The organism is Actinoplanes sp. NPDC051494 (assembly GCF_044454705.1).
Lineage (GTDB): Bacteria > Actinomycetota > Actinomycetes > Mycobacteriales > Micromonosporaceae > Actinoplanes.
Genome location: NZ_JBITDZ010000002.1, coordinates 1,060,772 through 1,086,722 on the forward strand (window position 1 = coordinate 1,060,772; position 25,951 = coordinate 1,086,722).

A 25,951-nucleotide genomic window follows, 5' to 3' on the forward strand; every position below is an offset into this window, starting at 1 on the left:
ATGGTGAATTCGGTCCGGCCAATCACCCGCCGGCGAACCACGGTCCCTCGCCCCGGCGGCCCGGGCCGCACCGTGAGCGGGCCCGCAACGGCAAGATCCCGGCGCCGGTGCAGCCGGTCAAGAGTGGCAATCCGGCCCGGACCCGGCCGGCCGAGCGCGACCACAACCAGGCCACCGACCGGCACTGGTCGCCGAAACAGAACCGTTCGACCGCGGCGCGGCCGGCGACCAGACCCTTCGTCCGGGTACGCGGTAGGCACGCCGCGATGTCCCGCCGGCAGCGCTGGGAACACCGCTATGTGCGGGCGCTCGTGCTCAGCGACCTGCTGGCCGGCGTGGCGGCCGGTGCGGTGACCTTCGGGCTGCGCTTCGGTGACGAGGTGACCAGCTACAACCGGTGGTACCTGCTGCTGTCGGCGATCCTGCCGGTGGCGCTGCTGGCCGTCCTCGTGGTGAGCCGCGCCTACGAGCGGCGTTTCCTGTTCGTCGGCACCGACGAGTACCAGCGGGTCTTCCGGGGCGGTGTCGGGCTGATCGCCGGTGCCGCGGTGCTGTCCTACGCGCTCGACCTCGACCTCGCCCGGTCGTACGTGCTGGCGGCCCTTCCGGCCGCGTTCGCGTCGGTGGTGGTGCTGCGGTTCGCGTTGCGCAAGCGACTGCACCTGGAACGGGCCCGCGGGGAGAGTCTGCGCCGCGTCCTGGTGGTCGGGCACGAGCTGTCCGTCATCGGGATCACCCGGCAGTTGCGCCGCGAGCGCTACCACGGTCTGGAGGTCGTCGGTGCGTGCCTGCCGCCGCAGCACGACGGCGTGATCGACCTTCCGGTGTACGGGACGTTCGACGACGTGGCGAACGCGGTCGACGCCGCGGACGCGGACACCGTGGTGGTGCTGAGCTGCCCGGAACTGGACGGGGTGGCGCTGCGCCGGCTGGCCTGGCGGCTGGAACGCGACGAGGTCGACCTGATCGTGGCGAGCGCCCTGATCGACGTCGCCGGGGCGCGGACCACGATCCGGCCGTTCGACGGCCTGCCCATGCTGCACGTGGAGCACCCCCGCCTGCACGGTGGTGCCCGCCTGGTGAAGGACCTGGTCGATCGGCTGGGCGCGCTGGTGTTGCTGGTCCTGTTCGGGCCGGTGCTGCTGGGCGTCGCACTCTCGGTCCGGGCGACCTCCCGGGGGCCGGTACTCTTTCGGCAGGTACGAGTGGGGCGGGACGGCTCGGAGTTCCGCATCTTCAAGTTCCGCAGCATGTATGTGGACGCCGAGGCGCGGCTTGCCGGGCTCCGGCACCTGAACGAGCACGACGGGGTGCTCTTCAAGATCCGTGACGATCCGCGTGTCACCCCGGTCGGCCGGTGGCTGCGCAGGCTCTCGCTGGACGAGCTTCCACAGCTGCTGAACGTCGTGCTGGGCCAGATGTCGCTGGTCGGACCACGGCCGCCGCTGCCGGTGGAGGTCGCCGCCTACGCCGACGACGTGCGGCGCCGGCTGGCGGTCAAACCGGGCATGACGGGGCTGTGGCAGGTTTCCGGGCGTTCCGACCTCTCCTGGGAGGAAGCGGTACGGCTGGACCTGCGCTATGTGGAGAACTGGTCGCTGAGTTTGGACTTGGTGATCCTGCTGCGGACCATGACCGCGGTGGTCCGTTCGTCGGGGGCTTACTGAGTATGAGAGGCGAGGCGATGAGCGAGCAGACAGAGGCTGCGGCCCGGATCGCGGGGCAACGGGAGCCGGAGTCCGGTGGCACGCCGCCGGTGAACGACTCCGCGTTCGCCCGGTGGCTCGCCGACCGGGCCGGTCAGGTGCTGCTCAGGGTTCGCGACGAGCTGGGTCACGAGGACGGCAAGGCGCTCAAGGCCGCCGGCGACAAGGCCGCGCACGACCTGATGCGCGCCGAGCTGGCCCGCTGGCGTCCCGCCGACGCGGTGCTCTCGGAGGAGGACGACCACTCCCGGGTGGCGTGGAGCGAGGGCGAACACGACACCCTGCGCCCGGACCGCCTCGACGCCGGCCGGGTGTGGATCATCGACCCGCTGGACGGCACGCGGGAGTTCTCCGAACAAGACCGCACCGACTGGGCCGTACACGTCGCGCTCTGGACCGCCGACTGTTCCAGCCCCAGCTGCCTGGCCGCCGGCGCGGTGGCGATGCCGGCCCGGCACCGCACGATCGCGACCGACCAGGCCCCGGCGTACCCCCCGTTGCCGCTGGCCGCGGCCACCGGTGGCCCGATCCGGATCGCCGCGAGCCGCACTCGCCCGCCGGCGTTCGTGACCGCGCTGGCCGAGGACATCGGCGCCGAACTCGTCCCGATGGGTTCCGCCGGCGTCAAGATCGCCGCGGTGATCAACGGCGACGCGGACGCTTACGTCCATGCCGGCGGGCAGTACGAATGGGACAGCGCCGCCCCGGTGGCTGTGGCACTGGCCACAGGTCTACATGCTTCCCGCATCGACGGAAGTGTATTGAAATACAACCAGGCCGACCCGAAACTGCCTGATCTCGTGGTCTGCCGCAAGGATCTCGCCCCTCGGTTGCTTGCAGCGTTGCAGCGTCACCTTCCACTACCCTGACCCCCTGCACGCCCGACACCGAAAGGTCTGGGATCCCATGAGCCAGACGAAGCCCTACCGGGTCTCCCATCTCGATGCGCTCGAAGCCGAGAGCATCTTCGTCATGCGCGAGGTCATGGCCGAGTTCGAGCGGCCCGTGCTGCTCTTCTCCGGCGGCAAGGACTCGATCGTGATGCTGCGCCTGGCGGAGAAGGCCTTCGCCCCCGCGCGCATCCCGTTCCCGGTCATGCACGTCGACACCGGCCACAACTTCCCCGAGGTCCTGCAATACCGCGACCAGCGCGTCGCCGAGCTCGGCCTCAACCTCGTCATCGCCAGCGTGCAGGAGGCGATCGACTCCGGCACGGTGCGCGAGCTGCCCGACGGCACCCGCAACCGGATCCAGACGCCGGTCCTGCTCGCCGCCGTCGAGAAGTACCGCTTCGACGCGCTGTTCGGCGGCGCCCGCCGCGACGAGGAGAAGGCCCGGGCCAAGGAGCGGATGTTCAGCTTCCGCGACGAGTTCGGCCAGTGGGACCCCAAGAACCAGCGCCCCGAGCTCTGGTCGTTGTACAACGGGCGGCACCACCCCGGCGAGTCGATCCGCGTGTTCCCGCTGTCCAACTGGACCGAGCTGGACGTGTGGCACTACATCGCCAAGGAACGGATCGCGCTGCCGAGCATCTATTACGCCCACGACCGCGACGTGGTCGAGCGGGCCGGCATGTTCTACGCGGTCAACGAGTTCATCGTGCCCCGCGAGGGCGAGACGGTCGAGACCCGCCGTGTGCGGTACCGCACCGTGGGAGACGCGTCGCAGACCGCGGCCGTGCTCTCCGACGCCGATACCGTCGACAAGGTCATCGACGAGGTCGCGGCGACCCGGATCACCGAACGCGGTGCGACCCGGGGCGACGACAAGGTCAGCGAGGCCGCGATGGAAGACCGTAAGCGGGAAGGTTACTTCTGATGAGCCAGGCAGTTCTCGAACCCGAGGCCACCCCGGCCCGCAACATGGACCTGCTGCGGTTCGCGACCGCCGGCAGCGTCGACGACGGCAAGTCCACCCTCATCGGCCGGCTGCTGTTCGACACCAAGACGATCTTCGCCGACCAGCTCGAGGCGGTCGAGGCGGTCAGCGCCGCCCGCGGCGACGAATACACCAACCTCGCCCTGCTCACCGACGGCCTGCGCGCCGAACGCGAACAGGGCATCACCATCGACGTGGCCTACCGCTACTTCGCGACCCCGCGCCGCAAGTTCATCATCGCGGACACCCCCGGGCACATCCAGTACACCCGGAACATGGTCACCGGCGCCTCCACCGCCGACCTGGCCCTGATCCTCGTCGACGCCCGCAAGGGCCTGGTCGAGCAGTCCCGCCGGCACGCGTTCCTCACCAGCCTGCTGCGCGTCCCGCACCTGGTCCTCTGCGTCAACAAGATGGACCTCGTCGACTGGGACAAGGCGGTCTACGACAAGATCGCCGACGAGTTCACCTCGTTCGCCGCGAAACTCGACATCACCGACCTCACGATCATCCCGGTCTCGGCCCTGGACGGCGACAACATCGCCACCCGATCCGAGAAGACCCCGTGGTACGAAGGCCCGTCGCTCCTGCACCACCTCGAGCACGTCCACATCGCCTCCGACCGCAACCTGGTCGACGTCCGCTTCCCGGTGCAGTACGTGATCCGCCCCCAGTCCACGACGGTGACCGACTACCGCGGCTACGCCGGCCAGGTCGCCTCGGGCGTCCTCAAGCCCGGCGACGACGTGCTGGTGCTCCCGTCCGGCCTGACCACCAAGATCGCCGCCATCGACACCGCGGACGGCCCGGTCGACGAGGCCTTCCCCCCGATGTCGGTGACGGTCCGCCTCGACGACGAGATCGACATCTCCCGGGGCGACATGCTCTGCCGGCCGAACAACGCCCCCGCGGTGGCCCAGGACATCGAAGCGATGATCTGCTGGATGGACGAGACGGCCCCGCTGCGAGTCGGAGCAAAATACACCATCAAGCACACGACGCGTACGGCCCGCACGGTGGTCCGGGGCCTCCACTACCGCCTCGACGTCAACACCCTGCACCGCGACGAGGCCGCCCCCGACCTGGGCCTCAACGAGATCGGCCGGGTTAAGCTCCGAACCACCATCCCCCTGCTCGCCGACGAGTACCGCCGCAACCGAACCACCGGCGGCTTCATCCTCATCGACGAGTCGACCAACCGCACGGTCGGCGCCGGCATGATCATCGAAGCCTCCTGACCGAGGCTGGTTGGTCTCCAGTACGCGTTTCCGCAGCGGTCCAAGCGAGCACAGCCCGTCCGGGCTCATCCCGGGCGGGCTGTTCGCGTCCGGGCGTGCGAGAACGACCGTTCTTTCTCGCTGCCCGGTCCGAGGGGCGGGTACGGGAGATGGGCAGGCAAGGAAGCTCTCCCGCAAGCAGATGAGCCGAGTCCCGCAGGCGGGTGGCCCTGCCGGCAGGGTGGTCCTGTCACCGGGGTGGTCCGGCTGGCCTGGTGGTCCGGCTGGCCGGGTGGCCCTGTCACCAGGGTGGTCCTGTCACCGGGGTGGTCCGGCTGGCCTGGTGGTCCGGCTGGCCTGGTGGTCCGGCTGGCCGGGTGGCCCTGTAACCGGGGTGGTCCGGCTGGCCTGGTGGCCCTGCCGGCAGGGTGGCCCTGTAACCGGGGTGGTCCGGCTGGCCGGGTGGTCCGGCTGGCCGGGTGGTCCGGCAAGCAGGTGGTCCCGCCGGAGAATTGGGCGTGCGGTAGGCGGTTTCTACGGGCGACTTGCCTCGCGGGCGGGGCGGGTGGTTCCGGGAGGTAGTGGCCCGCGAGCGCGTGCGGGCTGGCGGACTACCTGCCAGCGCAAGGTGATGGCACAGCGCTGCTCACCCCAAGAACGACCGTTCTTTCTCGCAGGGGTGCGCTGAAGCCAATGTGTTCATTGCGGGCTGCGCTGAGTGCTAGGTCGCGGCGGCTGGAGCCTGGGTCGCGTGCCCGCTGGGTCGCGTGCCCGCTGGGTCGCGTGCCCGCTGGGTCGCGTGCCCGCTGGGTCGCGTGCCCGCTGGGTCGCGTGCCCGCGCCCGTTCGGGCCGCCTGGGCCGCGGTGGCAGGAGCGGCCCAGGCGGGGTGGTTCAGAGCTTGCGCGCGCCCTGGGCCGGGGTGGCCGGCCAGATGGTCGGGGCTGTGAAGCCGCGCTGCTCGTACGCCATCTCGATCGCGGCCGTCGTCGTTTCGGCCTTGTCCGTGTCGATCAGGGCGAGGACGCAGCCTCCGAAACCGCCACCCGTCATCCGGGCGCCGTACGCGCCGGAGGCCAGCGCCGCCTCGACTGCGACGTCCACCTGGTCGACGGTGATTTCGAAGTCGTCGCGCATGGAGACGTGGGAGGCGGTGAGGAGGGGGCCGATCTCGCGGGCCCGGCCGGCTCGCAGCAGGTCCACCGTGTCGAGGACTCGCTGGTCCTCGGTGACGATGTGGCGGACGCGGCGGCGGATGACCTCGTCGTCGATCTTGGCGAGGGCTTCGTCCAGCTCGTCCGGTGTGACATCGCGCAGGGCCGGGACGCCGAGGATGCGGGCACCTTCCTCGCAGGATTTGCGCCGGGCTCCGTACTCTCCGTCGACGTGCTGGTGGGGGGCGTTGCTGTTGATGATGAGGATCGCGAGGCCCTCGGCGGCCAGGTCGAAGGGGATCTGTTCGACCTCGAGGGAGCGGCAGTCGAGGAACAGTGCCTTGCCCTGTTCGCAGCGGATCGAGGCCGACTGGTCCATGATGCCGGTCGGTGCTCCGACGTAGACGTTCTCGGCGCGCTGGGCGAGCCCGGGCCGGGCCGCGACCGGCAGGTCGAAGCCGCCGAGGTCGGTCAGGGCGGTGAGGACCGCGGATTCGAGCGCCGCCGAGGACGACAACCCTGAGCCCAGGGGTACGTCGGAGGAGAGCGCGATGCGGGCCGGCGGCACGTCGAAGCCCGCGTCCTGCAGGGCCCAGACGATGCCGGCGACGTAACCGGCCCAGCCCTGGACCTCGCCGGGGCCGGTGGTCTCGAAGCTCACCGTCTCGTTCACCAGGTCGGAGGTGATCGTCCAGCCGGGGCCGGCGAAGGGGGCGACCGCGGCGACGGTCTGCTGGGGGATGGCGAACGGCAGCACGAAGCCGTCGTTGTAGTCGGTGTGCTCACCGATCAGGTTGACCCGGCCGGGCGCGGCCCAGAGGCCGGCCGGCTCGGTGCCGTGGGTGGATCGGAAGGCCTGCTCGGCCGCGGAGGCAACACTCATGCTCATGATCAGATCACGCGACCTTCGTGCGGTAGAACGTCCAGGCGTCGCCGATCATGTCGGTGAGCGTGTTCTTCTCGGGGATCCAGCCGAGTTCGTCGCGGGCCTTCTGCGACGAGGCGACGAGGGTGGCCGGGTCGCCCTCGCGGCGGGGGGCGATCTCGATGGGCAGTTCGGCGCCGGTGACCTCGCGGGCGGCGTCGACGACCTGGCGGTTGGAGAAGCCGTTGCCGTTGCCGAGGTTGTAGATGCGGTGCTCACCGGCGGTGGCCGCGTCCAGGGCGAGCAGGTGGGCCCGGGCGAGATCCTGCACGTGGATGTAGTCGCGGACGCAGGTGCCGTCGACGGTCGGGTAGTCGTCGCCGAACAGCTGCAGCTTGTCGCGCTTGCCGGCGGCCACCTGCAGCGCGATCGGGATGAGGTGGGTCTCCGGGGCGTGCCGTTCCCCGATCGTGGTGCCGTCCTCGCGGATCAGCGCGCCGGCGACGTTGAAGTAGCGCAGCGAGACGGGGGCCAGCCCGTGTGCGAATGCCTCGGACGTGAGCGCGAAGTCGAACGTCAGCTTCGTCGCACCGTACGTGTTGGTGGGGGCTTTGGTGGCGGTTTCGGTGATCGGCAGTTCGGTGGGGTTGCCGTAGACCGCGGCGGTGGAGGAGAAGACCATCCGGGGGACCTTGGCGGCGCGGACCGCGTCGAGCAGAGCCAGTGAGCGCTGTACGTTGTGGTCCCAGTAGAGCTCGGGCTTGTGCATGGATTCCCCGGCGGCGATCAGGCCGGCGAAGTGCAGCACCGCGTCGAAGCCGGCGCCGGGGGTGAGGACCTGCCCGGCGTCCTTGATGTCGGCCTGCACGAACGTCGCGTCCGGGGCCACCGCCTCACGGAAGCCGGTGCTGAGATTGTCCAGCACCACGACCTCGTGCCCGGCGTCCAGCAGGAGCCTGCTGGTGACGCTGCCGACGTAGCCGGCACCTCCGGTGACGAGCAGTTTCACGACGTGACCTCCGGTTCGCGGACCCTGGCACACCCAGCCTAGAGCGGCTGTCTGTGTCGTTTTAGATTCCACCATAATCGATCACAAGTCAACATCCTCGAACATTGACGGGTACGCGGTACCGGGCCGGAACCTGTCGCGAACAGGACGCCCGACGGGGGCGCCTTGGCCCTCCGGTCCGTATTCCTGACAGAATGGCGCTCATGTCCGACGCTGAACGCCGCCCCCGGGTGCTCTCCGGCATCCAGCCGACCGCCGACTCGTTCCATCTCGGCAACTACCTCGGCGCGGTGCGCAACTGGGTCGCCATGCAGGACACCGCGGACGCGTTCTACTGCGTGGTGGACCTGCACGCCATCACCGCGGGGCACGACCCGGTGGCGCTGCGGAACAGGACCCGGCTCTCGGTGGCCCAGCTGCTCGCGCTCGGGCTCGACCCGGAGCGCTGCACGCTGTTCGTCCAGTCGCACGTGCCCGAGCACGCCCAGCTCGCGTGGGTGCTGAGCTGCATCACCGGGTTCGGCGAGGCCGGGCGCATGGTGCAGTTCAAGGACAAGTCGGCGAAGCAGGGCAACGACAGTGCCAGTGTCGGCCTGTTCACCTACCCGATCCTGCAGGCCGCGGACATCCTGCTCTACCAGGCGGACGCGGTCCCGGTCGGCGAGGACCAGCGCCAGCACCTGGAGCTCACCCGTGACCTGGCGCAGCGCTTCAACTCGCGCTTCGCGCCCACGTTCACGGTCCCCTCGGCGTACATCGTCAAGGACACCGCCAAGATCACCGACCTGCAGGATCCGACGTCGAAGATGAGCAAGTCGGCGTCCGCGCCCGGCGGCATCATCGAGCTGCTCGAGGAGCCCGCGAGGTCGGCCAAGAAGATCAAGTCGGCGGTCACCGACACCGGCCGCGAGATCCTCTACGACGAGGCGAACAAGCCGGGCATCAGCAACCTGCTCACGATCTACGCCGCGCTGACCACGCGGACCATAGACGAACTCCTCGAGCAGTACGACGGGCGCGGCTACGGCGACCTCAAGAAGGATCTCGCCGAGATCGTGGTCGAGTTCGTGAAGCCGATCCAGGAACGCACCCGTGCCTACCTGGAGGACCCGGCGCACCTCGACAAGGTCCTCGCGGTGGGTGCGGAGAAGGCCCGCGCGGTCTCGGCGGTGACCCTCGCCCAGGCGTACGAGAACATCGGCTTCCTCAGCCCCGCCCGGGGAGCCTGACCGAGGTGGCGCGGACGGACGTGACACGGATCGGGGTCGCCATAGACATCCCGGAGCCGTGGGGGCAGCTGCTCACCCGGCGCCGGGCCGAGGCCGGCGACCCGCAGGCCGCGTACACGCCGGCGCACGTCACCCTGCTCGGGCCGACCGAGATCGAGAGTGCCGCGCTGCCGTCGATCGAGAAGCACCTCGAAGCGATCGCGTCGGCGCAGCAGCCGTTCACCATCCACCTGCGGGGGACCGGCACGTTCCGGCCGATCACCGAGGTGGTCTTCGTGACGCTGGCCGTCGGCATCAGCGAGTGCGAGCTGCTCGCGGGTGCCATCGCGGCGACCGACGGGGTGCGCCGGGACGCCCGTTTCCCGTACCACCCGCACGTCACGGTCGCCCAGGACGTGCCCAGCGCCGCGCTCGACGCCGTCTTCGACGACCTGGCCGAGTTCGACGCGCGGTTCCACGTGCCCGCGTTCACCCTGTTCTCCCACGACCTGACCGGCCCCGGCGACGGCCCCTGGCACCGACGCCGCGACTACCCGCTGGGCGGCCTGCGCTAGAGAAGGCCCAGGATTGGGTACGGTCTGCGGCGTGAACGCCATCGACCGGGCGTACGCGGCGGTCGAGTCCAGGATCATGGCCCTGCGTGTTCGCTCCAAGTACTTCGACCACTTCAGCCGTGCCTGGCTGCGCTACGACGAGGTCCTCGGCGGACGGCTGGCCGCCGCCATCGCGTACTACGGCTTCTTCGCGGTCTTCGCCCTCATCCTCATCGGCTACTCGATCTTCGGTTTCCTGCTCAGCTCCAACCCGGCGCTGTTCGACGTCGTGCAGGACTTCCTGCGCGACAACCTGCCGTTCCTCGACGTCGGGGCGATCCTGGAGACCGGCAGGACGGTCGGCATCGTGGGCATCCTCGGCCTGGTCTTCACCGGCATCGGCTGGATCGAGGCGATCCGCTCGTCGCAGCGGCTGATCTGGCGGCTCAACGAGCAGCCCGGTTACATCGGCGTCCGGCAGGCCGTCGACCTGGTGGTCCTGATCGGCATCCTGCTGCTGCTCATCGTCACGGTGGCCGCCGTCTACGGCCTGGAGACGCTGCTCGAATGGCTCACCGACGGGCGGGCCGGCCTGCTGCTCTCGATCATCAGCATCGTGCTGACCCTGGGCCTGGACATGCTGCTCGCGGCCGCGCTGCTGGCCGCGGTGCCCCGGCTGCGGATGACCGTGCGCCGGATGATGCCCCCGGTCCTGCAGGTCGGCATCGGCATCTTCCTGCTCAACACCGTGGGCAAGTCGTTCGTCGGCCTGATCCAGCGCAACCCCGCGTACGGCCTGGTCGCCAGCGCCGTGGGCGTGCTCTTCTACCTCTACGTCTTCAACCAGCTGCTGCTGTTCGGGGCGGCCTGGGCGGCGACCAGCCCGCACGGCCGGGTGGTCGACCTGTCGGCCGACGACAAAACCGCTCCGGTAGGGCAAAACCGCTGGATCCGGCACGACCGCCCGCAATGATGGTGCGGTGGGCTCTCTCGTGACGCTGCACCTCCCGCCGGACTCCCCGGTGGCGGACCTGCCGTGGATCATCACCATCGGCGCCCTGGGCGACGACGAGGAATGGGAACCGCTGGTCTGCGGCCCGTACGAGCGACCGCACGCGCTGGCCCTCGCCCAGGCGGTGGTCGCCGAGGAGGACCTCATGGCGGTCGTCGAGCCGCTGCTGCCGCTCGCCGGCGCCGACGCGATCCGGGCCGAGATCGAACTCGCCCGGTCCGCGGCCGACGGCACCGGCGACGACCTGGAGACCGAGACGTTCGACCCGGACGACGGCGAGCCCCGCCGCACCACCCCGGGCCGGCCGCCCACCGGGGACGAGGTCCGGGCCGGCTTCGCCCGCATCGCCGCGAAGCTCACCACCGCGTCCTGACCGCGCCCCGGGGCATACTGGGGCGCGTGGTGCTCTCCCGGCGGTGGTCCGCCTTCCTGATCGGTGTCGGCGTGTGGACGTGGCTCATCTGGCCACGGTTCGGGTTGGCGATCTGGAAGGACGACCGGGCGTTCTCGGACGGGGCTCCGACGTCGTTCCTGTGGGTCCACGCGCTGTTGATCACGGCCTCGCTGGCCATCGGCACGGTCACCGGGGTGCTCGGCGTCCGGGGCTGGCGGTCGTTCGGCGGTCACGCTCCGGTCGCTGAAGATTCCACGGTTGTAAGCGGCACGTCGCCGAAAGATTAACGGCACGTTACGTCAGAAACGGGCAAATCCTTCCCTTCTCCGACTGAGGCGCCGTTCACCTCGAAGCGCGGTTGCGGCCAGATAACGGTGCGCCAACAAGTGAGCGCGATTTCCGGAACTCACCGTGGCCTGCGGCTACGCTCCCGGCTGTGATGCACCGCGCGTAGTCGGTGCGCTGTGGAAGGAGGGCGTGTTGCGCCCAGTAACTGGTCAGCGAATCGTTGCGATTCTTGCGGCGGGTGGGCTGACGCTCGCCGCCGCAGCCTGTGGCGACGCCCCTGAGGACACTCCGAGCGGTTCCGGCGCCAGCGCCGCCGCTGCATACAAGGCCTGCATGGTCACCGACACCGGTGGCATCGACGACCGGTCCTTCAACGCCTCGGCGTGGGCCGGCCTGCAGGGCGCGAAGGACACCGCGAGCAACGTCGACCCGAAGTACGTCGCGTCGACCGCCGAGGCTGACTACGAGCCCAACCTGCGCCAGTTCGTGACGCAGAAGTGCAACTTCATCCTGGCCGTCGGCGGCCTCATGGGCGACGCCACCGGCAAGGTCGCCAAGGAGAACGCCAGCCAGACGTTCGGCATCGTGGACAGCAGCATCGCGGACGCCACCAACGTCTACCCGATGCAGTTCGCCACCGACGAGGCCGCGTTCCTCGCCGGCTACCTGGCCGCGGGCTACTCGAAGTCGGGCACGGTCGCGACGTACGGCGGTCTGAAGATCCCGCCGGTCACCGTCTTCATGGACGGCTTCGCCGACGGCGTCGCGTACTACAACCAGGCCAAGAGCAAGAACGTCAAGGTCCTGGGCTGGGACAAGAAGGCGCAGAACGGCACGTTCGCCGAGAACTTCGGTGACCAGAACAAGGGCAAGTCGATCACCAACACGTTCGTCGCCCAGGGCGCCGACGTGATCATGCCGGTGGCCGGCGGCACCGGTCTGGGCACCGCGGACGTCGCCAAGGCGTCCGGCGGCAAGGTCTCCGTGGTCTGGGTCGACCAGGACGGCTGCAAGAGCGCCGAGCAGTACTGCGACGTGTTCCTGACCACCGTGGTCAAGAACATCACCGACGCCGTGAAGCAGGCCGTGGTCGACGGTGCGCAGGGTAAGACCCTGGCCGCCACCCCGGGCTACCTCGGCACGCTGGAGAACAACGGCGTCTCGCTCGCGCCGTACAACCAGTTCGACAGCAAGGTCGACGCGGCCCTCAAGTCCGAGGTCGACACGCTGAAGGCGGACATCATCGCGGGCAAGGTCAAGGTCGAGTCGGCCAACGCCCCGAAGTAAATCCTTCGGTAGTTTCAGGCCGCCGCGCGGTCACGGGAAGCAAACCCCGTGACCTGCGCGGCGGCTCTGCTCACGGCTGTTATAAATTCCCTCGCGTTCCCACCAGTCCCTCGTCTGCAGGAGATTCCGCTGAGACTCGAGCTGCGCGGCATCACCAAGCGCTTCGGCGACCTGGTGGCCAACGATCACATCGACCTCACCGTCGAACCCGGTGAGGTCCACGCCCTGCTCGGTGAGAACGGGGCCGGCAAGTCCACCCTGATGAACCAGCTCTACGGTCTGCTCCAGCCGGACGAGGGGGAGATCCTCGTCGACGGGGTGGCGCGGACGTTCCGCAGCCCCCGCGACGCGATCGCCGCCGGCATCGGCATGGTCCACCAGCACTTCATGCTGGTCCCGGTCTTCAGCGTCGCGGAGAACATCGCGCTCGGCGCGGAAAAGACCAAACTCGGCTTCCTGGACCGCCGCCGGGTCCGGCGCGAGGTCCTCGAGGTCTCCCAGCGGTACGGCCTGCCGGTCGACCCGGACGCCCTGGTCGAGAACCTGCCGGTCGGCGCGCAGCAGCGGGTCGAGATCGTCAAGGCCCTCACCCGCGACGTCGACCTGCTGATCCTGGACGAGCCCACCGCGGTCCTCACCCCGCAGGAGACCGAGGAACTGCTCGCGGTCATGCGGGGTCTCGCCGAGGCCGGCAAGTCCATCGTCTTCATCACCCACAAGCTCAAAGAGGTCAAGGCGATCGCCGACCGGATCACCGTGATCCGGCGCGGGCAGACCGTCGGCACCGCCTCCCCGGACACCCCCGAGGACGAGCTGGCCGCGCTCATGGTCGGCCGCGCGGTCTCCCTCGAGGTCGACAAGGCCCCCGCGGAACCCGGCCGGGAGGTCCTGCGGATCTCCGGCCTGATGGTCGACGACGACCGTGGCGTCCCGGTCGTCGACGGCGTCGACCTGGTGGTCCGGGCCGGTGAGGTGCTCGGCATCGCGGGCGTGCAGGGCAACGGGCAGACCGAGCTGGTCGAGGCCGTGATGGGCCTGCGCACGCCGCGCGCCGGGTCGATCGAGGTCGACAACGAGGACCTGACCAGCATGACCACCAAGCAGATCCTGCGCTCCGGCATCGGGTACGTCCCCGAGGACCGCAGCCTCGACGGCGTGGTCAAGGACTTCTCCGTCGCCGAGAACCTGGTCCTCGACCAGTACGACCGCCCGCCGTACGGCAACACGTGGCGCCTCGACCCGGCGGCGGTCGCCTCCTCGGCCCGCAAGCTGGTCGAGCAGTTCGACATCCGTACCTCGTCACCGGACGCCGCGGTCGGCACGCTCTCCGGCGGCAACCAGCAGAAGGTGGTCGTGGCCCGGGAGATGTCCCGGCCGCTGCGCCTGTTCATCGCGTCGCAGCCGACCCGCGGGGTGGACGTCGGCTCGATCGAGTTCATCCACGGCCGCATCGTGCACGAGCGCGACATCGGCACCGCGGTGATCGTGGTGTCGAGCGAGCTGGACGAGGTCGTCGGGCTCGCCGACCGGATCGCGGTCATGTATCGCGGCAAGGTCCTGGCGATCGTGCCGCCGTCGACGCCGCGCGAGACGCTCGGCCTGCTCATGGCCGGCATCACGTCGGACGCTCCGGCTGTAGAGGAAGGCACCAAGTGACCACCGACAAGCCGGTCGCCGCGCCGGAGAAGCCCGCGCCGGCGAAGAAGGAAGCCGAGGAGGATTCGTTCCTCAGCCACTTCCTGCACAACCTCTGGGCGGCCAACACCGTCACGGTGACGGTGCTCTCCATCGTGCTCGCCACGATCATCGGCGCGATCCTGATCATCGTGTCCGACCCGGCCGTGCTCGACACGTTCAGCTACATCACCGCCCGGCCGTCCGACGCGCTGAACAGCAGCTGGACGGTGGTCAGCAACGCCTACGCGGACCTGTTCAAGGGCGCGATCGTCGACCCGGCCACGGTCACCGCCTGGGCGAACGGCACCGGCACGTGGCGGCAGGTGTTCTTCCCGATCTCCGAGACACTGACGTACGCGGCACCGCTGGTCTTCACCGGCCTGTCGGTGGCGCTGGCGTTCCGCGGCGGCCTGTTCAACATCGGCGGCCAGGGCCAGGCGGTGGTCGGCACGGTGACGGCCGCGATGGCCGGCTTCCTGCTCCCGCTGCCGCCGGTCATCCACCTGATCGCGGCGCTGGTCGCGGGCGTGGTCGGCGGTGCGCTCTGGGGCTTCGTACCGGGCATCCTCAAGGCCCGGACCGGCGCCCACGAGGTGATCGTGACGATCATGCTCAACTACACCGCCAACCTGTTCCTGAGCTGGCTGATCCTGCAGAAGGGGATCCAGCAGCCCGGCCGCAGCGACGCGATCAGCAAGACGGTGGACGGCTCGGCCCAGCTCCCGTCGTTCGGTGGCGAGCTGCGGGCCAACCTCGGCATCGTGCTCGCGGTGCTGGCCACCGCCGGGGTGGCGTGGCTGCTCAACCGGTCCGCGTTCGGCTTCGAGCTGCGTGCGGTCGGTGCCAACCCGACCGCGGCCCGGACGGCCGGCATCAGCGTCGCCCGCACGTACACGCTGATGATGGTGACCGCCGGTGGCCTCGCCGGTCTCGGCGGCGCCACCCAGGTGCTGGGCACCGCGCACGCGCTGACCACCCAGGTGGCCGGCAACATCGGTTTCGACGGCCTGCTCGTCGCGCTGCTCGGCCGCAACCGGCCGTGGGGCACGCTGCTCGCCGCGCTGCTGTTCGGCGCGCTGCGCGCCGGCGGCAACCGTATGCAGTCCTACTCGAGCATCTCCCTGGAACTGGTGACGGTTCTCCAGGCGCTCATCGTCATCTTCATCGCCGCACCGGCGCTGGTGAAGGCGATCTTCCACCTCCGGGCCGCCCGTTCCGCGCGGCTCGGTGCCTCGATCGCGAAGGGCTGGTGACCGGGGTGTCCACGGCGACAACGGACGTGACCGGGACCCCGGCCCCGGTGGTGAAGGCCGCGTTCTGGGATCGGCAGCGCCGGCTCGGTGTCGGCCTGGCCGTCATCGGCCTGGTGGCGGCCGCGTTCTTCGGGGCGCTGGCGCCCTCGGAGACCGCCCGTTTCACACTCAGCGACGACGCCGCGGGTGCGGCGCTGTCCATCAACGGTCAGCTCGGCACCGTCCTGTTCGGCATCGCCACGCTGGTCGCCGGCGCGGTGCTGCTCGCCGGGAAGGCCCGCCGGTTCCAGACCACCGTGCTGGTGCTGGGCATCCTCGCGTTCGTCCTGTCGTTCCTGTGCTGGCAGGTCGCCGGCAAGTTCCTGCCCCTGGTGGACACCGCCAGCGGCACCCTGGAGCTGGCCGTGCCACTGATCCTCGGGGCGCTCGCCGGGGTGCTCGGTGAACGCAGCGGCGTCGTCAACGTGGCGATCGAGGGCCAGTTCCTCATGGGCGCGTTCTTCGCCGCCCTGGTCGGCACGATGGCCACCAGCGTGTGGGCCGGCGTGTTCAGCGCGGCCGTCGGCGGTGTCATCATCGCCGGCATCCTCGCCGTGCTCGCCATCCGCTACCTCGTCGACCAGGTCGTCGTCGGTATCGTGCTCAACCTGCTCGCACTCGGCGTGACCGGCTTCCTGTACGAGCGCCTGATGCAGCCCGACGCGCAGTCGTACAACGAGCCGCCCAAGATGCCGGAGTGGAAGATCCCCGGCCTCGCCGAGATCCCGGTGGTCGGCCCGGTGCTGTTCGACACCAACCTGCTCGTGTGGCTCGCGCTGATCCTGGTCTTCGTGCTCCACTTCGGCCTGACCCGGACCCGCTGGGGCCTGCGCACCCGCGCGGTCGGCGAGCACCCCACGGCCGCCGACACGGTGGGCATCCGGGTGCGGGGCCTGCGCTACCTCAACGTGCTGCTCGGCGGCGTCGTGGCCGGTGCCGGCGGGGCCTACTTCACGCTGGTGGCGACCGGCAGCTTCAACAAGAACATGACCGCGGGCGCGGGCTTCATCGCCCTGGCCGCGCTCATCTTCGGCCGCTTCACCCCGCTCGGGGCGCTCGGCGCGGCGCTGTTCTTCGGCTTCGCGCAGAAGCTCGCGACGTATCTCAGCGTCGCCGGCAGCCCGGTGCCGAGCCAGTTCCTCAACATGCTGCCCTACCTCGCGACGATCGTGGCGGTGGCCGGGCTCGTCGGCCGGGTGCGCGCCCCGGCGGCCGATGGACAGCCTTACGTCAAGAGCTGACCAGCGGTCAGGCACAATCGGCACATGGAGATCGACTGGGGATCGCTGCGGGCCGCGGCCATCGAAGCCATGCGCCACGCGTACGCGCCCTACTCCGACTTTCCGGTCGGGGTGGCCGCACTCGTGGACGACGGCCGGGTGATCGTCGGCTGCAACGTCGAGAACGCGTCGTACGGCGTGGGGCTGTGCGCCGAGTGCGGCCTGGTGAGCTCGTTGCACGCGACCGGTGGGGGCCGCCTGGTGGCGGTCTCCTGTGTCGACGCGAACGGGCTGCCGCTGATGCCGTGCGGGCGCTGCCGGCAGCTGCTGTACGAACACGGCGGCGCGGACTGCCTCGTGGAGGCGCTGCCCCGGCCGCTGACCATGGCCGAGCTGCTGCCGAACGCGTTCGGCCCGGACGACCTGGACAAGGTCACCGGCCCGGCCGCGGTGCCGCAGGTGCCCGCCCAGCTCGCCAAGTGGCGCGGGCGCGGCACCGTGTTCGTGCACCCGGACCTCTCCGGCGGCGAGCAGGTCTGGACCGGCTACTGGGAGCGATCCGGCGGGAGCCCCGGCGAGACGGACGCCGACAAGGGCATCCTGGAGGAGGGCCCCAACTTCCCGAGCGCTGCGGCGGCGGTCACCTGGGGTCGTACCCGTACCTCACGCATTGTCGTCGTGGACGCCGAAGGCGGCCTTTCCTGGGCCGGCGAGGGCGACGCGCCGGAAGGCATCGGAACAAAGTGGGAGCAACAACCATGAGCGGGTTCGCGGCGGTCGACGTCATCCGGGCGAAGCGGGACGGGCACGTGCTGTCCGACGCGCAGATCGACTGGGTCGTCGACGCGTACACGAAGGGTGTCGTCGCCGACGAGCAGATGTCCGCGCTCGCGATGGCGATCCTGCTGCGCGGGATGACGCCCGGCGAGATCGCCCGGTGGACCGCGGCGATGATCGCCAGCGGGGAGCGGCTGGACCTGTCCGCGGTGCCCCGCCCGACCGTCGACAAGCACTCCACCGGCGGTGTCGGCGACAAGATCACGCTGCCGCTGACCCCGCTGGTCGCCGCGTGCGGCGCGGCCGTGCCGCAGCTGTCCGGCCGCGGCCTCGGGCATACCGGCGGCACGCTCGACAAGCTCGAGTCGATCGCCGGCTGGCGCGCCGCGCTGAGCAACGACGAGTTCAAGCGGCAGCTCGCCGACGTCGGCGCGGTCATCTGCGCGGCCGGCGACGGGCTCGCCCCGGCCGACCGCAAGCTGTACGCGCTGCGCGACGTCACCGGCACGGTCGAGGCGATCCCGCTGATCGCCAGCTCGATCATGAGCAAGAAGATCGCCGAGGGGACCGGTGCGCTGGTCCTCGACGTGAAGGTCGGCACCGGTGCGTTCATGAAGGACGTGGACGACGCCCGCGAGCTCGCCCGCACCATGGTCGAGCTCGGCAAGGCGCACGGGGTGAAGACCGTCGCCCTGCTCACCGACATGAACACCCCGCTCGGGCTGACCATCGGCAACGCGGTCGAGGTGGCCGAGTCGCTGGAGGTGCTGGCCGGTGGCGGACCCGCCGACGTGGTGGAGCTGACCCTGGCGCTGGCCCGCGAGATGCTCGACGGCGCCGGCATCGACGCCGACCCGGCCCAGGTGCTCGCGTCCGGCGCCGCGATGGACAGCTGGCGCGCGATGATCCGGGCCCAGGGCGGTGACCCGGACGCCCCGCTCCCGGTCGCCCGGGAGAACGAGGTGCTGCGGGCCACCGAGGACGGCGTGGTCGCCTCGGTGGACGCGATGGGCGTCGGACTCGCCGCCTGGCGTCTCGGCGCGGGCCGGGCCCGCAAGGAGGACCCGGTCAGTTTCGGTGCCGGGGTGGTGCTCAAGGTCCGCCCCGGTGACCGGGTGCGCGCCGGTGACGTGCTGCTCGAACTGCGTACCGATGAATCCGGCCGGATCCCCGCGGCCCGGGCGGAGGCGGAGCGGGCGGTGACCGTCGCGCAGAGCGCGCCCACCGATGCACCTTTGCTCATCGACCGCATAGCCTGACCGGTCATGAAGGCCGCTCCCGATCCCCGCGCGGTCCGCGACGCCAGCCTCGACGAGCTGGAACGCCTCGGGCTGCCCCTGCCCCCACCGGCGTTCCCCCTGGTCTGGGAGCCTGGGGACGAGGTGGAGCTGCGCCCCACGGGCGAGCTCGAGGCGCGTGCGGCGGTGCTGCACGTGGTGGTGTCCCGCTGTTTCGGCATGCCGACCGAGGCCGCGATGAGCTGGCTGCTCAACTCGAAGCTGGTGGATTTCGTCACCCCGCCGGAGTGGCAGTTCGTCGCGCTCGGCAGCGGTGACCATCGCTCGTTCGTGCTGCACCACGACGCGGTGTTCGCGCTGTCGTGGCTGCTGGGGCTGAGCCGGCACCTCGACCCGACCGCGCCGCCCGAGGAACGGATGATGACCCAGATGCCGGACCTGCCGGCCGGGGAGTTGTTCAACGCCTGGCGGTCGCGGGCACTGGTCGCGCCCCAGGACGCGGTGGCGGCGGCGGTGCTGCTCGATCTCTACTACTGCCTGGACTGGGCGTTCCAGGAAGCCGAGCGCACCGGGGTACGCCTGCCGGGCGAGGTCGACAGCAACGCCGTGGGCCAGCGCCGGTGGGCTCTGGAATGGGCGGTCACGTTCCATGGGCCGTTCCACGAGGCTCCGCCCGAATGGGAAGAAGTGGATCTCTCGGTTTAGGCCGGGCGGTACACGGTCACATCGACCGCGGCGGTCACCGTGCCGCCCGCGAGCGCGTCCAGGGGGACGTGGCGGGCGCTGGGGGTCATCCCGATCAGGGTACGGATCTCCGCGTCGCTGAGATCGAGTGTGCGGCGATGGGTGGTGGCGCCCTCAGCCACGAAATCGGCGCCGAGTGCCCCGGCCACCCGGTCCGCCTTGCCGGGGTCGACCCGGATCAGTCCGTGCGCCGCGACGAGCTCGTGCAGATGCTCCGGCGCCGGGGTGACGACCACGAGCCGGCCATCGGGCGCCAGGACGCGGCGGAACTCCGGTCCGTTACGCGGGGCGAAGACGTTGATGATCGATGCCGCCACGCCGTCGGCCAGCGGGAGTGGGCTCCACAGGTCGGCGAGGGCGGCCCCGGCGCGGGGGTGGGCCCGGGCGGCGCGCCGCAGGGCCGGCTTGGAGACGTCGAGGCCGAGGCCGGTGGCGTGCGGCAGCGTGTCCAGGAGCGCCGCCAGGTAGCTGCCGGTGCCGGTGCCCGCGTCGACCACGAGACCGGGCTCCGGGCGTACCGCTGACGTCAATGCCCTGGCGACGAAGTCGTAATGGCCCGCGGCCAGGAAGGTCTCGCGATCCGTGATCATCTCGGCGGTGTCGCCGGAGTGCGGCGACCGGCCGGCGGTGAGGTTCACGTAGCCCTGCCGGGCGATGTCGAAGGAGTGCCCGCGGGGGCAACGCAGCGACCGTTCGTCCGGACGGCTCAGTGTGTCTTCGCACACTGGGCACCGGAGGTACGGCAGTGCTACGTCGATCATTGGACTCTTCCCTCTAGCATCTGCTGATGGTCGCCATTACCCACGCCGACATCGTGAAGGCCCCCAAGGCGCTGCTCCATGACCACCTCGACGGCGGTCTGCGACCGGCGACGATCGTGGAGCTGGCCGGCGCGGTCGGTCACGAGCTGCCCGAGAACGATCCGGCACGGCTCGGCGAGTGGTTCGTCGCGGCCGCCGACTCCGGGTCGCTCGAACGCTACCTGGAGACGTTCGCGCACACCGTCGCGGTCATGCAGACCGAGGAGGGCCTGCACCGGGTCGCGAAGGAATGCGCTCTCGACCTTGCCGCGGACGGCGTCGTCTATGCCGAGATCCGGTACGCGCCGGAGCAGCACCTGGAGCGCGGCCTGAGCCTCGACGCCGTGGTCGACGCGGTGCACCAGGGCTTCCGGGACGGTTGCGCGGAGGCTGCGGCCCAGGGCAACCGGATCCGGATCGGCACGCTGCTGACCGCCATGCGGCACGCCGCCCGCTCGCAGGAGATCGCCGAGCTCGCGGTGCGGTACCGCGACACCGGTGTGGTGGGTTTCGACATCGCGGGCGCCGAGGCCGGTTTCCCGCCCACCCGGCACCTGGACGCGTTCGAGTACCTCCAGCGTGAGAATTTCCACTTCACGATCCACGCGGGCGAGGCGTTCGGCCTCCCGTCGATCTGGGAAGCGATCCAGTGGTGCGGCGCGGACCGGCTCGGGCACGGTGTCCGGATCGTGGACGACATCGTCGACGGGAAGCTGGGCCGGCTGTCGTCGTACGTGCGTGACAAGCGCATCCCGCTGGAGCTGTGCCCGTCGTCCAACGTGCAGACCGGTGCGGCCGAGTCGATCGCCGCGCACCCCATCGGCATGCTGCGCGACCTGCGGTTCCGGGTCACCGTCAATACGGACAACCGGCTCATGAGCGGAACTTCCATGACCCGCGAGATGGCGCTGCTGGCCGAGGCCTTCGGATGGGGCTGGAGTGAACTGCAGTGGCTCACGATCAACGCGATGAAGTCCGCGTTCATCCCGTACGACGAGCGGCTCGCGCTCATCAACGACGTGATCAAGCCGGCGTACGCGAAGTTGCAGGCCTGATGTCCTTATTTGACCGGCATTAGCGACACGTCCGTACTTTCGGTCGTCGAAACTGGCGATTCGGTCAGCCGGATCAGCCGTTCGGCCAGATTCCACTCTACAAACACTGCACAATCCGGCATCTTGCCTTGCCGTGGGCCCGTGCGCGAGCAATCGTCTGTGCTGCCGCGATCGCAGGTCGGTCCGGCCCGGTCGGCCAACGCGGAGACCCCGTCGAGCCAACCGGATTGAGTGACGTTAAGAGATGCATCCATATACGAGCAGTGATGACTGACCGGCGAGCGACCCGTCTTAAGACGCGACTTCGCATCACACAAACGGTCCGGGTCAGGCTGCTCTTTCTCTTTGACACTCGTCGTGATGGAATCTCGGGGGCCCGACCCGGTGTGTCGGCCGTGTGCGGTGCCCGGCGATCCGAACGCCGGGTCCGAATCAGGAGGACGGTGACGTGAGCAAGCGCCCCCAGGCGGCAAACGGCGCCATGTCGCGTCTCCGCCGGCCGGCCAGCCGGCTGCGGGACATGCCGATCTGGTCGAAGCTCGGGCTGATCATGCTCGTGCCGACGCTGGCGACGATCATCGTCGGAACCAGCGGTCTGATCGACCACATCGACGAGGCGAGCAACGCCGAACGTGCCCGTACGCTGTCTGTGCTTTCCCAGGCCGCCGGTGGACTCGTTGACCACTTGCAGAACGAACGCGCTTTCGGCGTGATGATCGCGACCACCCCGGCCGACTCGGCTGACCGCAAGGCCGCCGAGCTCGCCTACAGCCGCGAGGCCCCGAAGGTCATCGAGGCCCAGAAGCCTTACTCGCAGCAGAAGAACGCGCTCGACATCGACTCCGAGTCGGTAAACGTCCTGCTCCAGCGCCTCGACAACAACCTCGAGGAACTGCCGGCCATCCGGACCCAGACGGTCAACGGCAAGTACAAGCCGGATGACGTCGAGGCGTCGTACACCCTGTTGATCGAAGACCTCCTGCAGGTGCGTGACGCCGCTGCCCAGCTGGCGCAGGACACCGAGCTCAGCGACCGGCTGCGTAACGTCGCCGCCGTCGCCCGGGCCAAGGACTACATCTCCCAGCAGCGTGACGTCGGTCATAAGGTTCTCGGTGTCGGTGACTTCAACGAGACACTCCGCAAGGAGTTCCTGACCACCGAGGCCGGCTTCCAGATCGCCGACTCGACGTCGGATCAGGTCGGCACGACCGAGGACAAGGCCCTCGTCACCCGGGTGGTGAACGGTCCCGCCAAGCGCGCCGCGACCAACCTCACCGGCCAGCTGAACGAACTGAGCGGTCCGAACACCAAACTGATCCCGTTCAACCGGGACCAGTGGGAAACCGCGATGATCGGCTACAACGACTTGTTCCGCAGTGTGGAGAACAAGCTCGACGAAGGCATCGTGGCCCAGGCCACCGACATCCGCGACACCGTGCAGCGCCGGGTCTTCATCGAGACCAGCATCCTGATCGGCCTGCTCCTGCTCGCGATCACGTTCGCGTGGTTGGTCGCTCGCTCCATGGCCCGCTCGCTGCGGGAACTGCGTCAGGGTGCGCTCAACGTCGCCCAGTTCGGCCTGCCCCAGGCGGTCGAGCGGCTGCGTGACCCGGCCCTGTCCGGTTCGCTGACCCCGGCGCAGGTCGCCGACCAGGTCGCCGAGCCGCTGCCGGTGCGCAGCCGGGACGAGTTCGGGCAGGTGACCGAGGCGTTCAACGCGGTCCACCTCGAAGCGGTGCGGACCGCGGCCGAACAGGCCGCCCTGCGTGCCTCCGTCTCGACGATGTTCGTCAACCTCGCCCGTCGTTCCCAGATCCTGGTCGACCGGCTCATCGGTCACCTGGACCGCCTGGAACGCGGCGAGGAGGACCCGGACCGCCTGGCCGAGCTCTTCCAGCTCGACCACCTGGCCACCCGAATGCGCCGGAACGACGAAAACCTCCTGGTTCTCGCCGGCGCCGACTCGACCCGTGTGCAGCGCGAGCCCGCCGCTCTGATCGACGTGCTCCGCGCCGCCCAGTCCGAGGTCGAGCACTACACCCGCATCGAGTTCGGCGTCATCGACCGGGACATCGAGGTGGCCGCCCACGCGGTCAACGACATGGTCCACCTGGTCGCCGAGCTCTTCGACAACGCGACCGCGTTCTCGCCGCCGAACAGCCACGTGGTGGTCGAGGCCCGGCGCCTCGGCGACGGAGCGGTGCTCTCGGTCGAGGACCGCGGCATCGGCATCAGCCGCGAGCAGCTCAACGAGCTCAACGAGCGGCTCGCCAACCCCCCGATGGTCGACGTGGCCGTCTCCCGGATGATGGGCCTGGTCGTGGTCGCCCGGCTGGCCAACCGGCACGCTGTGCGGGTTGAGCTGCGGCCGGCCGACACCGAGCGTGGCACCATCGCCGACGTCGGACTGCCGACCAGCGTGCTGGTCATCGGCGGCGCGGCCAACCGCCTCCCGGCGGGCAGCCCGCTCCCGCCGTTCGGTCAGGAACCGCAGCGGCAGTCGTTCACCGAGCCGCCGCTGGCGCTCGAGAGCAGCTCGTCCAACGGCTTCGGTGGCGGACGCCCGTACGACCCGAACCCGCCGATGCCCAACGGTGGCATGCTCGGCGCGGGTGCCGGTCGCAACGTCCCGGCCTGGTCCGACCTGACCGGTGCGCCGTCGAACGGCTTCGAGCCCGCCAACGGCTTCGGTGGCCCGTCGAACGGTGCCAACGGCAACGGCTCCAACGGCTTCGGCGGTCCGTCCAACGGTGCCAACGGCAACGGTTTCGGTGGCGCCCCCAACGGCTTCGCCGACCAGCCCAACGGATTCGGTGGACAGCCCAACGGGTTCGGCGGCCAGCCGAACGGCTTCGGTGGCTCCAACGGCACCGCGGCGCCCAACGGCTTCCACGGCCCGCGCAGCAACGAGCCCATCCCGCCGCTTCCGCAGGCGGGCGACCCGAACAACTTCGGTGACGGTCTGCCGCAGCGTCGCAACGGTGAGAACTTCCGCGCCGACGAGACCGCTGCTTTCGGGCACACGATTCCGCGGCAGCTGCCGCCGAGCCCGGAGACCCCGAGCCGGTCGCCGTTCAACCCGCCGGTCTCGGCACCCCCGGTGCCGCCCGTCTCCGCACCCCCGGTGCAGTCCGCTCCGCCGTTCACCGGTGGTCGTCCGGCGTCGCAGCCGCCCGTCTCGGGCCCGCCGACCTCGGCACCCCCGGCCCGGCAGTACTCTGCTCCGCCCGTACCCTCCGCTCCGCCGGCCTGGCCGCCGGTCGCCGCGGACCGCGACACCCCGCACGTCCCGGAGAGCCTCGCGGCCGCCCTGGACATGACCGCGGAGCTGCCGCGATACCGCCCGAACGGCACCGGACAGCAGCCGCAGGTGGCTCGTCCGACCAACCCGCAGAACGGCACCCCCGCAGCGACCGAGCGTCCCGCGCCGGCCCACGAGGTGGCCAACCGGCAGCCTTCGGTGGCCCAGGCGACCGCGGCCGCGCAGATCGCCGCGGCTCAGTCCGCCGCCCGTCAGCGGGCCGGTGGCGACGGTCAGTCCCAGTTCGCGGACGAGACCATGGAGCTGCCGATCTTCCGGGAGCTCGAGTCGGCGTGGTTCATGACCGCCCGTCCGGCTGAGTCGAAGGCCACCCCTGCGGCCGAGTCGAAGCCGGCTCCGGTCGTGGAGAATGACGCGGTGTTGTCCCAGCGCATCCCGACCGGGGAGCCGATCCGTTCCGTCCCGCCGATGCCGCAGCCGGCACCGGAGCCGGAACCGGAGCGGATCGTCCTCGAGCGGGACCCGGAGCCCGTCGGCGCGGTAGCGTCGAACGGGGCCGTCAACGGAACCGGGCACGGAGCCGCCAACGGCGCCGTGAACGGCAACGGGAACGGTCCGTGGCAGACGGCGGCCGACGACGGCTGGCAGGCTGCCCGCAAGGCGGCCGACATGCCGGTGGATACCACGACGACGGCCGGCTTGCCGCGCCGTACACCGATGGCACAGCTCGTCCCGGGTGGCGTCGACCGGGCCGAGACCTCCGTGCAGAAGCGCACTCCCGAGGCGGTTCGCGGGCTCCTGTCCGCTTACCACCGAGGTGTGCAACGGGGTCGTACGAAGGAACAATCGACCAACCCGGAGGAAACTCCGGGAGGGCAGCTGTCCTCGCAGGCTGGCAAGGAGCATGAGGCATGACAAGTACGCAGGATCTGGGTTGGCTTCTCGCCAACTTTGCCGACCGCGTTCCCGGGGTGGCGCACGCGATCGCGGTCTCCGCCGACGGTCTGCTGCTCGCGGCCTCGCGGGACCTCCCACGTGACCGTGCCGACCAGCTGGCGGCCATCGCCTCCGGCCTGGTCAGCCTGACCCAGGGCGCCGCTCGGTGCTTCGAGGGCGGTGCGGTCCTTCAGACGGTCGTCGAGATGGACAACGGGTTCCTTTTCCTGATGTCGATCTCCGACGGCTCCTCGTTCGCCGTCCTGGCTGCTCGCAGCTGTGACGTCGGCCAGGTGGGCTACGAGATGGCCCTTCTGGTCGACCGGGTGGGCGAGGCTCTGACGCCGGCACCCCGCTCGGCTGCCGGAGTACTCGGCTGA

Annotated in this window: 22 protein-coding genes; 19 read left to right on the forward strand and 3 right to left on the reverse strand. The window is 70.1% G+C overall.

Annotated elements, in window-relative coordinates:
- The first annotated feature begins 266 nt into the window (after nucleotides 1-266).
- From ACIA6A_RS11570 to ACIA6A_RS11585, 4 genes are read left to right on the forward strand one after another with little or no spacing between them, the layout of a single operon-like run.
- On the forward strand, nucleotides 267-1,667 hold the full coding sequence (locus tag ACIA6A_RS11570; RefSeq protein WP_396097647.1) for a sugar transferase: 1,401 nt from the start codon (nucleotides 267-269) through the stop codon (nucleotides 1,665-1,667).
- Between the two features lie 17 nt (nucleotides 1,668-1,684).
- A complete protein-coding gene (locus ACIA6A_RS11575; protein WP_396097425.1) occupies nucleotides 1,685-2,575 on the forward strand; it encodes a 3'(2'),5'-bisphosphate nucleotidase CysQ in 891 nt (296 codons plus the stop codon).
- A gap of 37 nt (nucleotides 2,576-2,612) precedes the next feature.
- Nucleotides 2,613-3,524 (forward strand): sulfate adenylyltransferase subunit CysD, encoded by a 912-nt coding sequence (gene cysD / locus ACIA6A_RS11580; RefSeq protein ID WP_396097426.1) that lies wholly within the window; start codon nucleotides 2,613-2,615, stop codon nucleotides 3,522-3,524.
- Nucleotides 3,524-4,822 (forward strand): sulfate adenylyltransferase subunit 1, encoded by a 1,299-nt coding sequence (locus ACIA6A_RS11585; protein WP_396097427.1) that lies wholly within the window; start codon nucleotides 3,524-3,526, stop codon nucleotides 4,820-4,822. Before cysD ends, ACIA6A_RS11585 begins: the two co-directional genes overlap by 1 nt.
- An 871-nt stretch (nucleotides 4,823-5,693) precedes the next feature.
- Here ACIA6A_RS11585 and galK read toward each other — a convergent pair.
- Together galK and galE are read right to left on the reverse strand one after the other, a co-directional pair.
- Nucleotides 5,694-6,836 (reverse strand): galactokinase, encoded by a 1,143-nt coding sequence (gene galK / locus ACIA6A_RS11590; protein WP_396097428.1) that lies wholly within the window; start codon nucleotides 6,834-6,836, stop codon nucleotides 5,694-5,696.
- Between the two features lie 13 nt (nucleotides 6,837-6,849).
- Entirely contained in the window at nucleotides 6,850-7,827 is a 978-nt protein-coding gene (gene galE / locus ACIA6A_RS11595; protein ID WP_396097429.1) for a UDP-glucose 4-epimerase GalE, read from the reverse strand.
- A gap of 203 nt (nucleotides 7,828-8,030) precedes the next feature.
- Here galE and trpS point away from each other — a divergent pair, with 203 nt between their 5' ends.
- From trpS to ACIA6A_RS11655, 12 genes are all read left to right on the forward strand, one after another.
- A complete protein-coding gene (gene trpS / locus ACIA6A_RS11600; protein WP_396097430.1) occupies nucleotides 8,031-9,056 on the forward strand; it encodes a tryptophan--tRNA ligase in 1,026 nt (341 codons plus the stop codon).
- Nucleotides 9,057-9,076: 20 nt separating this feature from the next.
- On the forward strand, nucleotides 9,077-9,610 hold the full coding sequence (locus ACIA6A_RS11605) for a 2'-5' RNA ligase family protein (protein WP_396097431.1): 534 nt from the start codon (nucleotides 9,077-9,079) through the stop codon (nucleotides 9,608-9,610).
- Nucleotides 9,611-9,641: 31 nt separating this feature from the next.
- The gene (locus tag ACIA6A_RS11610; RefSeq protein WP_396097432.1) at nucleotides 9,642-10,562 is read left to right on the forward strand and encodes a YihY/virulence factor BrkB family protein; all 921 of its coding nucleotides are present in this window, start codon (nucleotides 9,642-9,644) and stop codon (nucleotides 10,560-10,562) included.
- Nucleotides 10,563-10,569: 7 nt separating this feature from the next.
- Entirely contained in the window at nucleotides 10,570-10,974 is a 405-nt protein-coding gene (locus ACIA6A_RS11615; RefSeq protein ID WP_396097433.1) for a hypothetical protein, read from the forward strand.
- 26 nt (nucleotides 10,975-11,000) lie between these two features.
- Entirely contained in the window at nucleotides 11,001-11,282 is a 282-nt protein-coding gene (locus ACIA6A_RS11620) for an SCO4848 family membrane protein (protein WP_396097434.1), read from the forward strand.
- 193 nt (nucleotides 11,283-11,475) lie between these two features.
- Nucleotides 11,476-12,570 carry a BMP family protein gene (locus ACIA6A_RS11625; protein ID WP_396097435.1) on the forward strand — a complete coding sequence of 365 codons (1,095 nt, stop codon included), beginning with the start codon at nucleotides 11,476-11,478 and terminating at the stop codon, nucleotides 12,568-12,570.
- 48 nt (nucleotides 12,571-12,618) lie between these two features.
- Nucleotides 12,619-14,226 carry an ABC transporter ATP-binding protein gene (locus ACIA6A_RS11630; protein WP_396097436.1) on the forward strand — a complete coding sequence of 536 codons (1,608 nt, stop codon included), beginning with the start codon at nucleotides 12,619-12,621 and terminating at the stop codon, nucleotides 14,224-14,226.
- Nucleotides 14,223-15,500, forward strand: coding sequence for an ABC transporter permease (locus ACIA6A_RS11635; protein ID WP_396097437.1), 1,278 nt, complete (start codon nucleotides 14,223-14,225; stop codon nucleotides 15,498-15,500). Before ACIA6A_RS11630 ends, ACIA6A_RS11635 begins: the two co-directional genes overlap by 4 nt.
- Before the next feature lie 5 nt (nucleotides 15,501-15,505).
- Nucleotides 15,506-16,780, forward strand: a complete 1,275-nt coding sequence (locus ACIA6A_RS11640; RefSeq protein WP_396097438.1) for an ABC transporter permease — start codon at nucleotides 15,506-15,508, stop codon at nucleotides 16,778-16,780.
- Between the two features lie 24 nt (nucleotides 16,781-16,804).
- Nucleotides 16,805-17,521 (forward strand): cytidine deaminase, encoded by a 717-nt coding sequence (locus ACIA6A_RS11645; protein ID WP_396097439.1) that lies wholly within the window; start codon nucleotides 16,805-16,807, stop codon nucleotides 17,519-17,521.
- On the forward strand, nucleotides 17,518-18,795 hold the full coding sequence (locus ACIA6A_RS11650; RefSeq protein WP_396097440.1) for a thymidine phosphorylase: 1,278 nt from the start codon (nucleotides 17,518-17,520) through the stop codon (nucleotides 18,793-18,795). The genes ACIA6A_RS11645 and ACIA6A_RS11650 overlap by 4 nt, the downstream gene beginning before the upstream one ends.
- A 6-nt stretch (nucleotides 18,796-18,801) precedes the next feature.
- Entirely contained in the window at nucleotides 18,802-19,479 is a 678-nt protein-coding gene (locus ACIA6A_RS11655) for a DUF4272 domain-containing protein (RefSeq protein WP_396097441.1), read from the forward strand.
- Here the strand turns inward: ACIA6A_RS11655 and ACIA6A_RS11660 are convergent.
- Complete coding sequence (locus ACIA6A_RS11660) at nucleotides 19,476-20,279, reverse strand: putative RNA methyltransferase (protein ID WP_396097442.1); 804 nt, start codon at nucleotides 20,277-20,279, stop codon at nucleotides 19,476-19,478. The genes ACIA6A_RS11655 and ACIA6A_RS11660 overlap by 4 nt on opposite strands.
- 26 nt (nucleotides 20,280-20,305) lie before the next feature.
- Between ACIA6A_RS11660 and ACIA6A_RS11665 the strand changes: the two genes are divergently transcribed.
- From ACIA6A_RS11665 to ACIA6A_RS11675, 3 genes are all read left to right on the forward strand, one after another.
- Nucleotides 20,306-21,373 (forward strand): adenosine deaminase, encoded by a 1,068-nt coding sequence (locus tag ACIA6A_RS11665; protein WP_396097443.1) that lies wholly within the window; start codon nucleotides 20,306-20,308, stop codon nucleotides 21,371-21,373.
- 448 nt (nucleotides 21,374-21,821) lie between these two features.
- Nucleotides 21,822-25,550 (forward strand): nitrate- and nitrite sensing domain-containing protein, encoded by a 3,729-nt coding sequence (locus tag ACIA6A_RS11670; protein ID WP_396097444.1) that lies wholly within the window; start codon nucleotides 21,822-21,824, stop codon nucleotides 25,548-25,550.
- Nucleotides 25,547-25,951 (forward strand): roadblock/LC7 domain-containing protein, encoded by a 405-nt coding sequence (locus ACIA6A_RS11675; RefSeq protein ID WP_014447580.1) that lies wholly within the window; start codon nucleotides 25,547-25,549, stop codon nucleotides 25,949-25,951. Before ACIA6A_RS11670 ends, ACIA6A_RS11675 begins: the two co-directional genes overlap by 4 nt.

What these genes read in the sequence shown, in the direction of transcription:
- ACIA6A_RS11650 (WP_396097440.1), top strand. Translation starts at nt 17,518, where the DNA reads ATGAGCGGGTTCGCGGCGGTCGACGTCATCCGGGCGAAGCGGGACGGG.
- ACIA6A_RS11655 (WP_396097441.1), top strand. Translation starts at nt 18,802, where the DNA reads ATGAAGGCCGCTCCCGATCCCCGCGCGGTCCGCGACGCCAGCCTCGAC.
- ACIA6A_RS11675 (WP_014447580.1), top strand. Translation starts at nt 25,547, where the DNA reads ATGACAAGTACGCAGGATCTGGGTTGGCTTCTCGCCAACTTTGCCGAC.
- ACIA6A_RS11665 (WP_396097443.1), top strand. Translation starts at nt 20,306, where the DNA reads ATGGTCGCCATTACCCACGCCGACATCGTGAAGGCCCCCAAGGCGCTG.
- galK (WP_396097428.1), bottom strand. Translation starts at nt 6,836, where the DNA reads ATGAGTGTTGCCTCCGCGGCCGAGCAGGCCTTCCGATCCACCCACGGC.
- ACIA6A_RS11645 (WP_396097439.1), top strand. Translation starts at nt 16,805, where the DNA reads ATGGAGATCGACTGGGGATCGCTGCGGGCCGCGGCCATCGAAGCCATG.
- ACIA6A_RS11585 (WP_396097427.1), top strand. Translation starts at nt 3,524, where the DNA reads ATGAGCCAGGCAGTTCTCGAACCCGAGGCCACCCCGGCCCGCAACATG.
- ACIA6A_RS11575 (WP_396097425.1), top strand. Translation starts at nt 1,685, where the DNA reads ATGAGCGAGCAGACAGAGGCTGCGGCCCGGATCGCGGGGCAACGGGAG.
- trpS (WP_396097430.1), top strand. Translation starts at nt 8,031, where the DNA reads ATGTCCGACGCTGAACGCCGCCCCCGGGTGCTCTCCGGCATCCAGCCG.
- ACIA6A_RS11570 (WP_396097647.1), top strand. Translation starts at nt 267, where the DNA reads ATGTCCCGCCGGCAGCGCTGGGAACACCGCTATGTGCGGGCGCTCGTG.
- ACIA6A_RS11660 (WP_396097442.1), bottom strand. Translation starts at nt 20,279, where the DNA reads ATGATCGACGTAGCACTGCCGTACCTCCGGTGCCCAGTGTGCGAAGAC.
- cysD (WP_396097426.1), top strand. Translation starts at nt 2,613, where the DNA reads ATGAGCCAGACGAAGCCCTACCGGGTCTCCCATCTCGATGCGCTCGAA.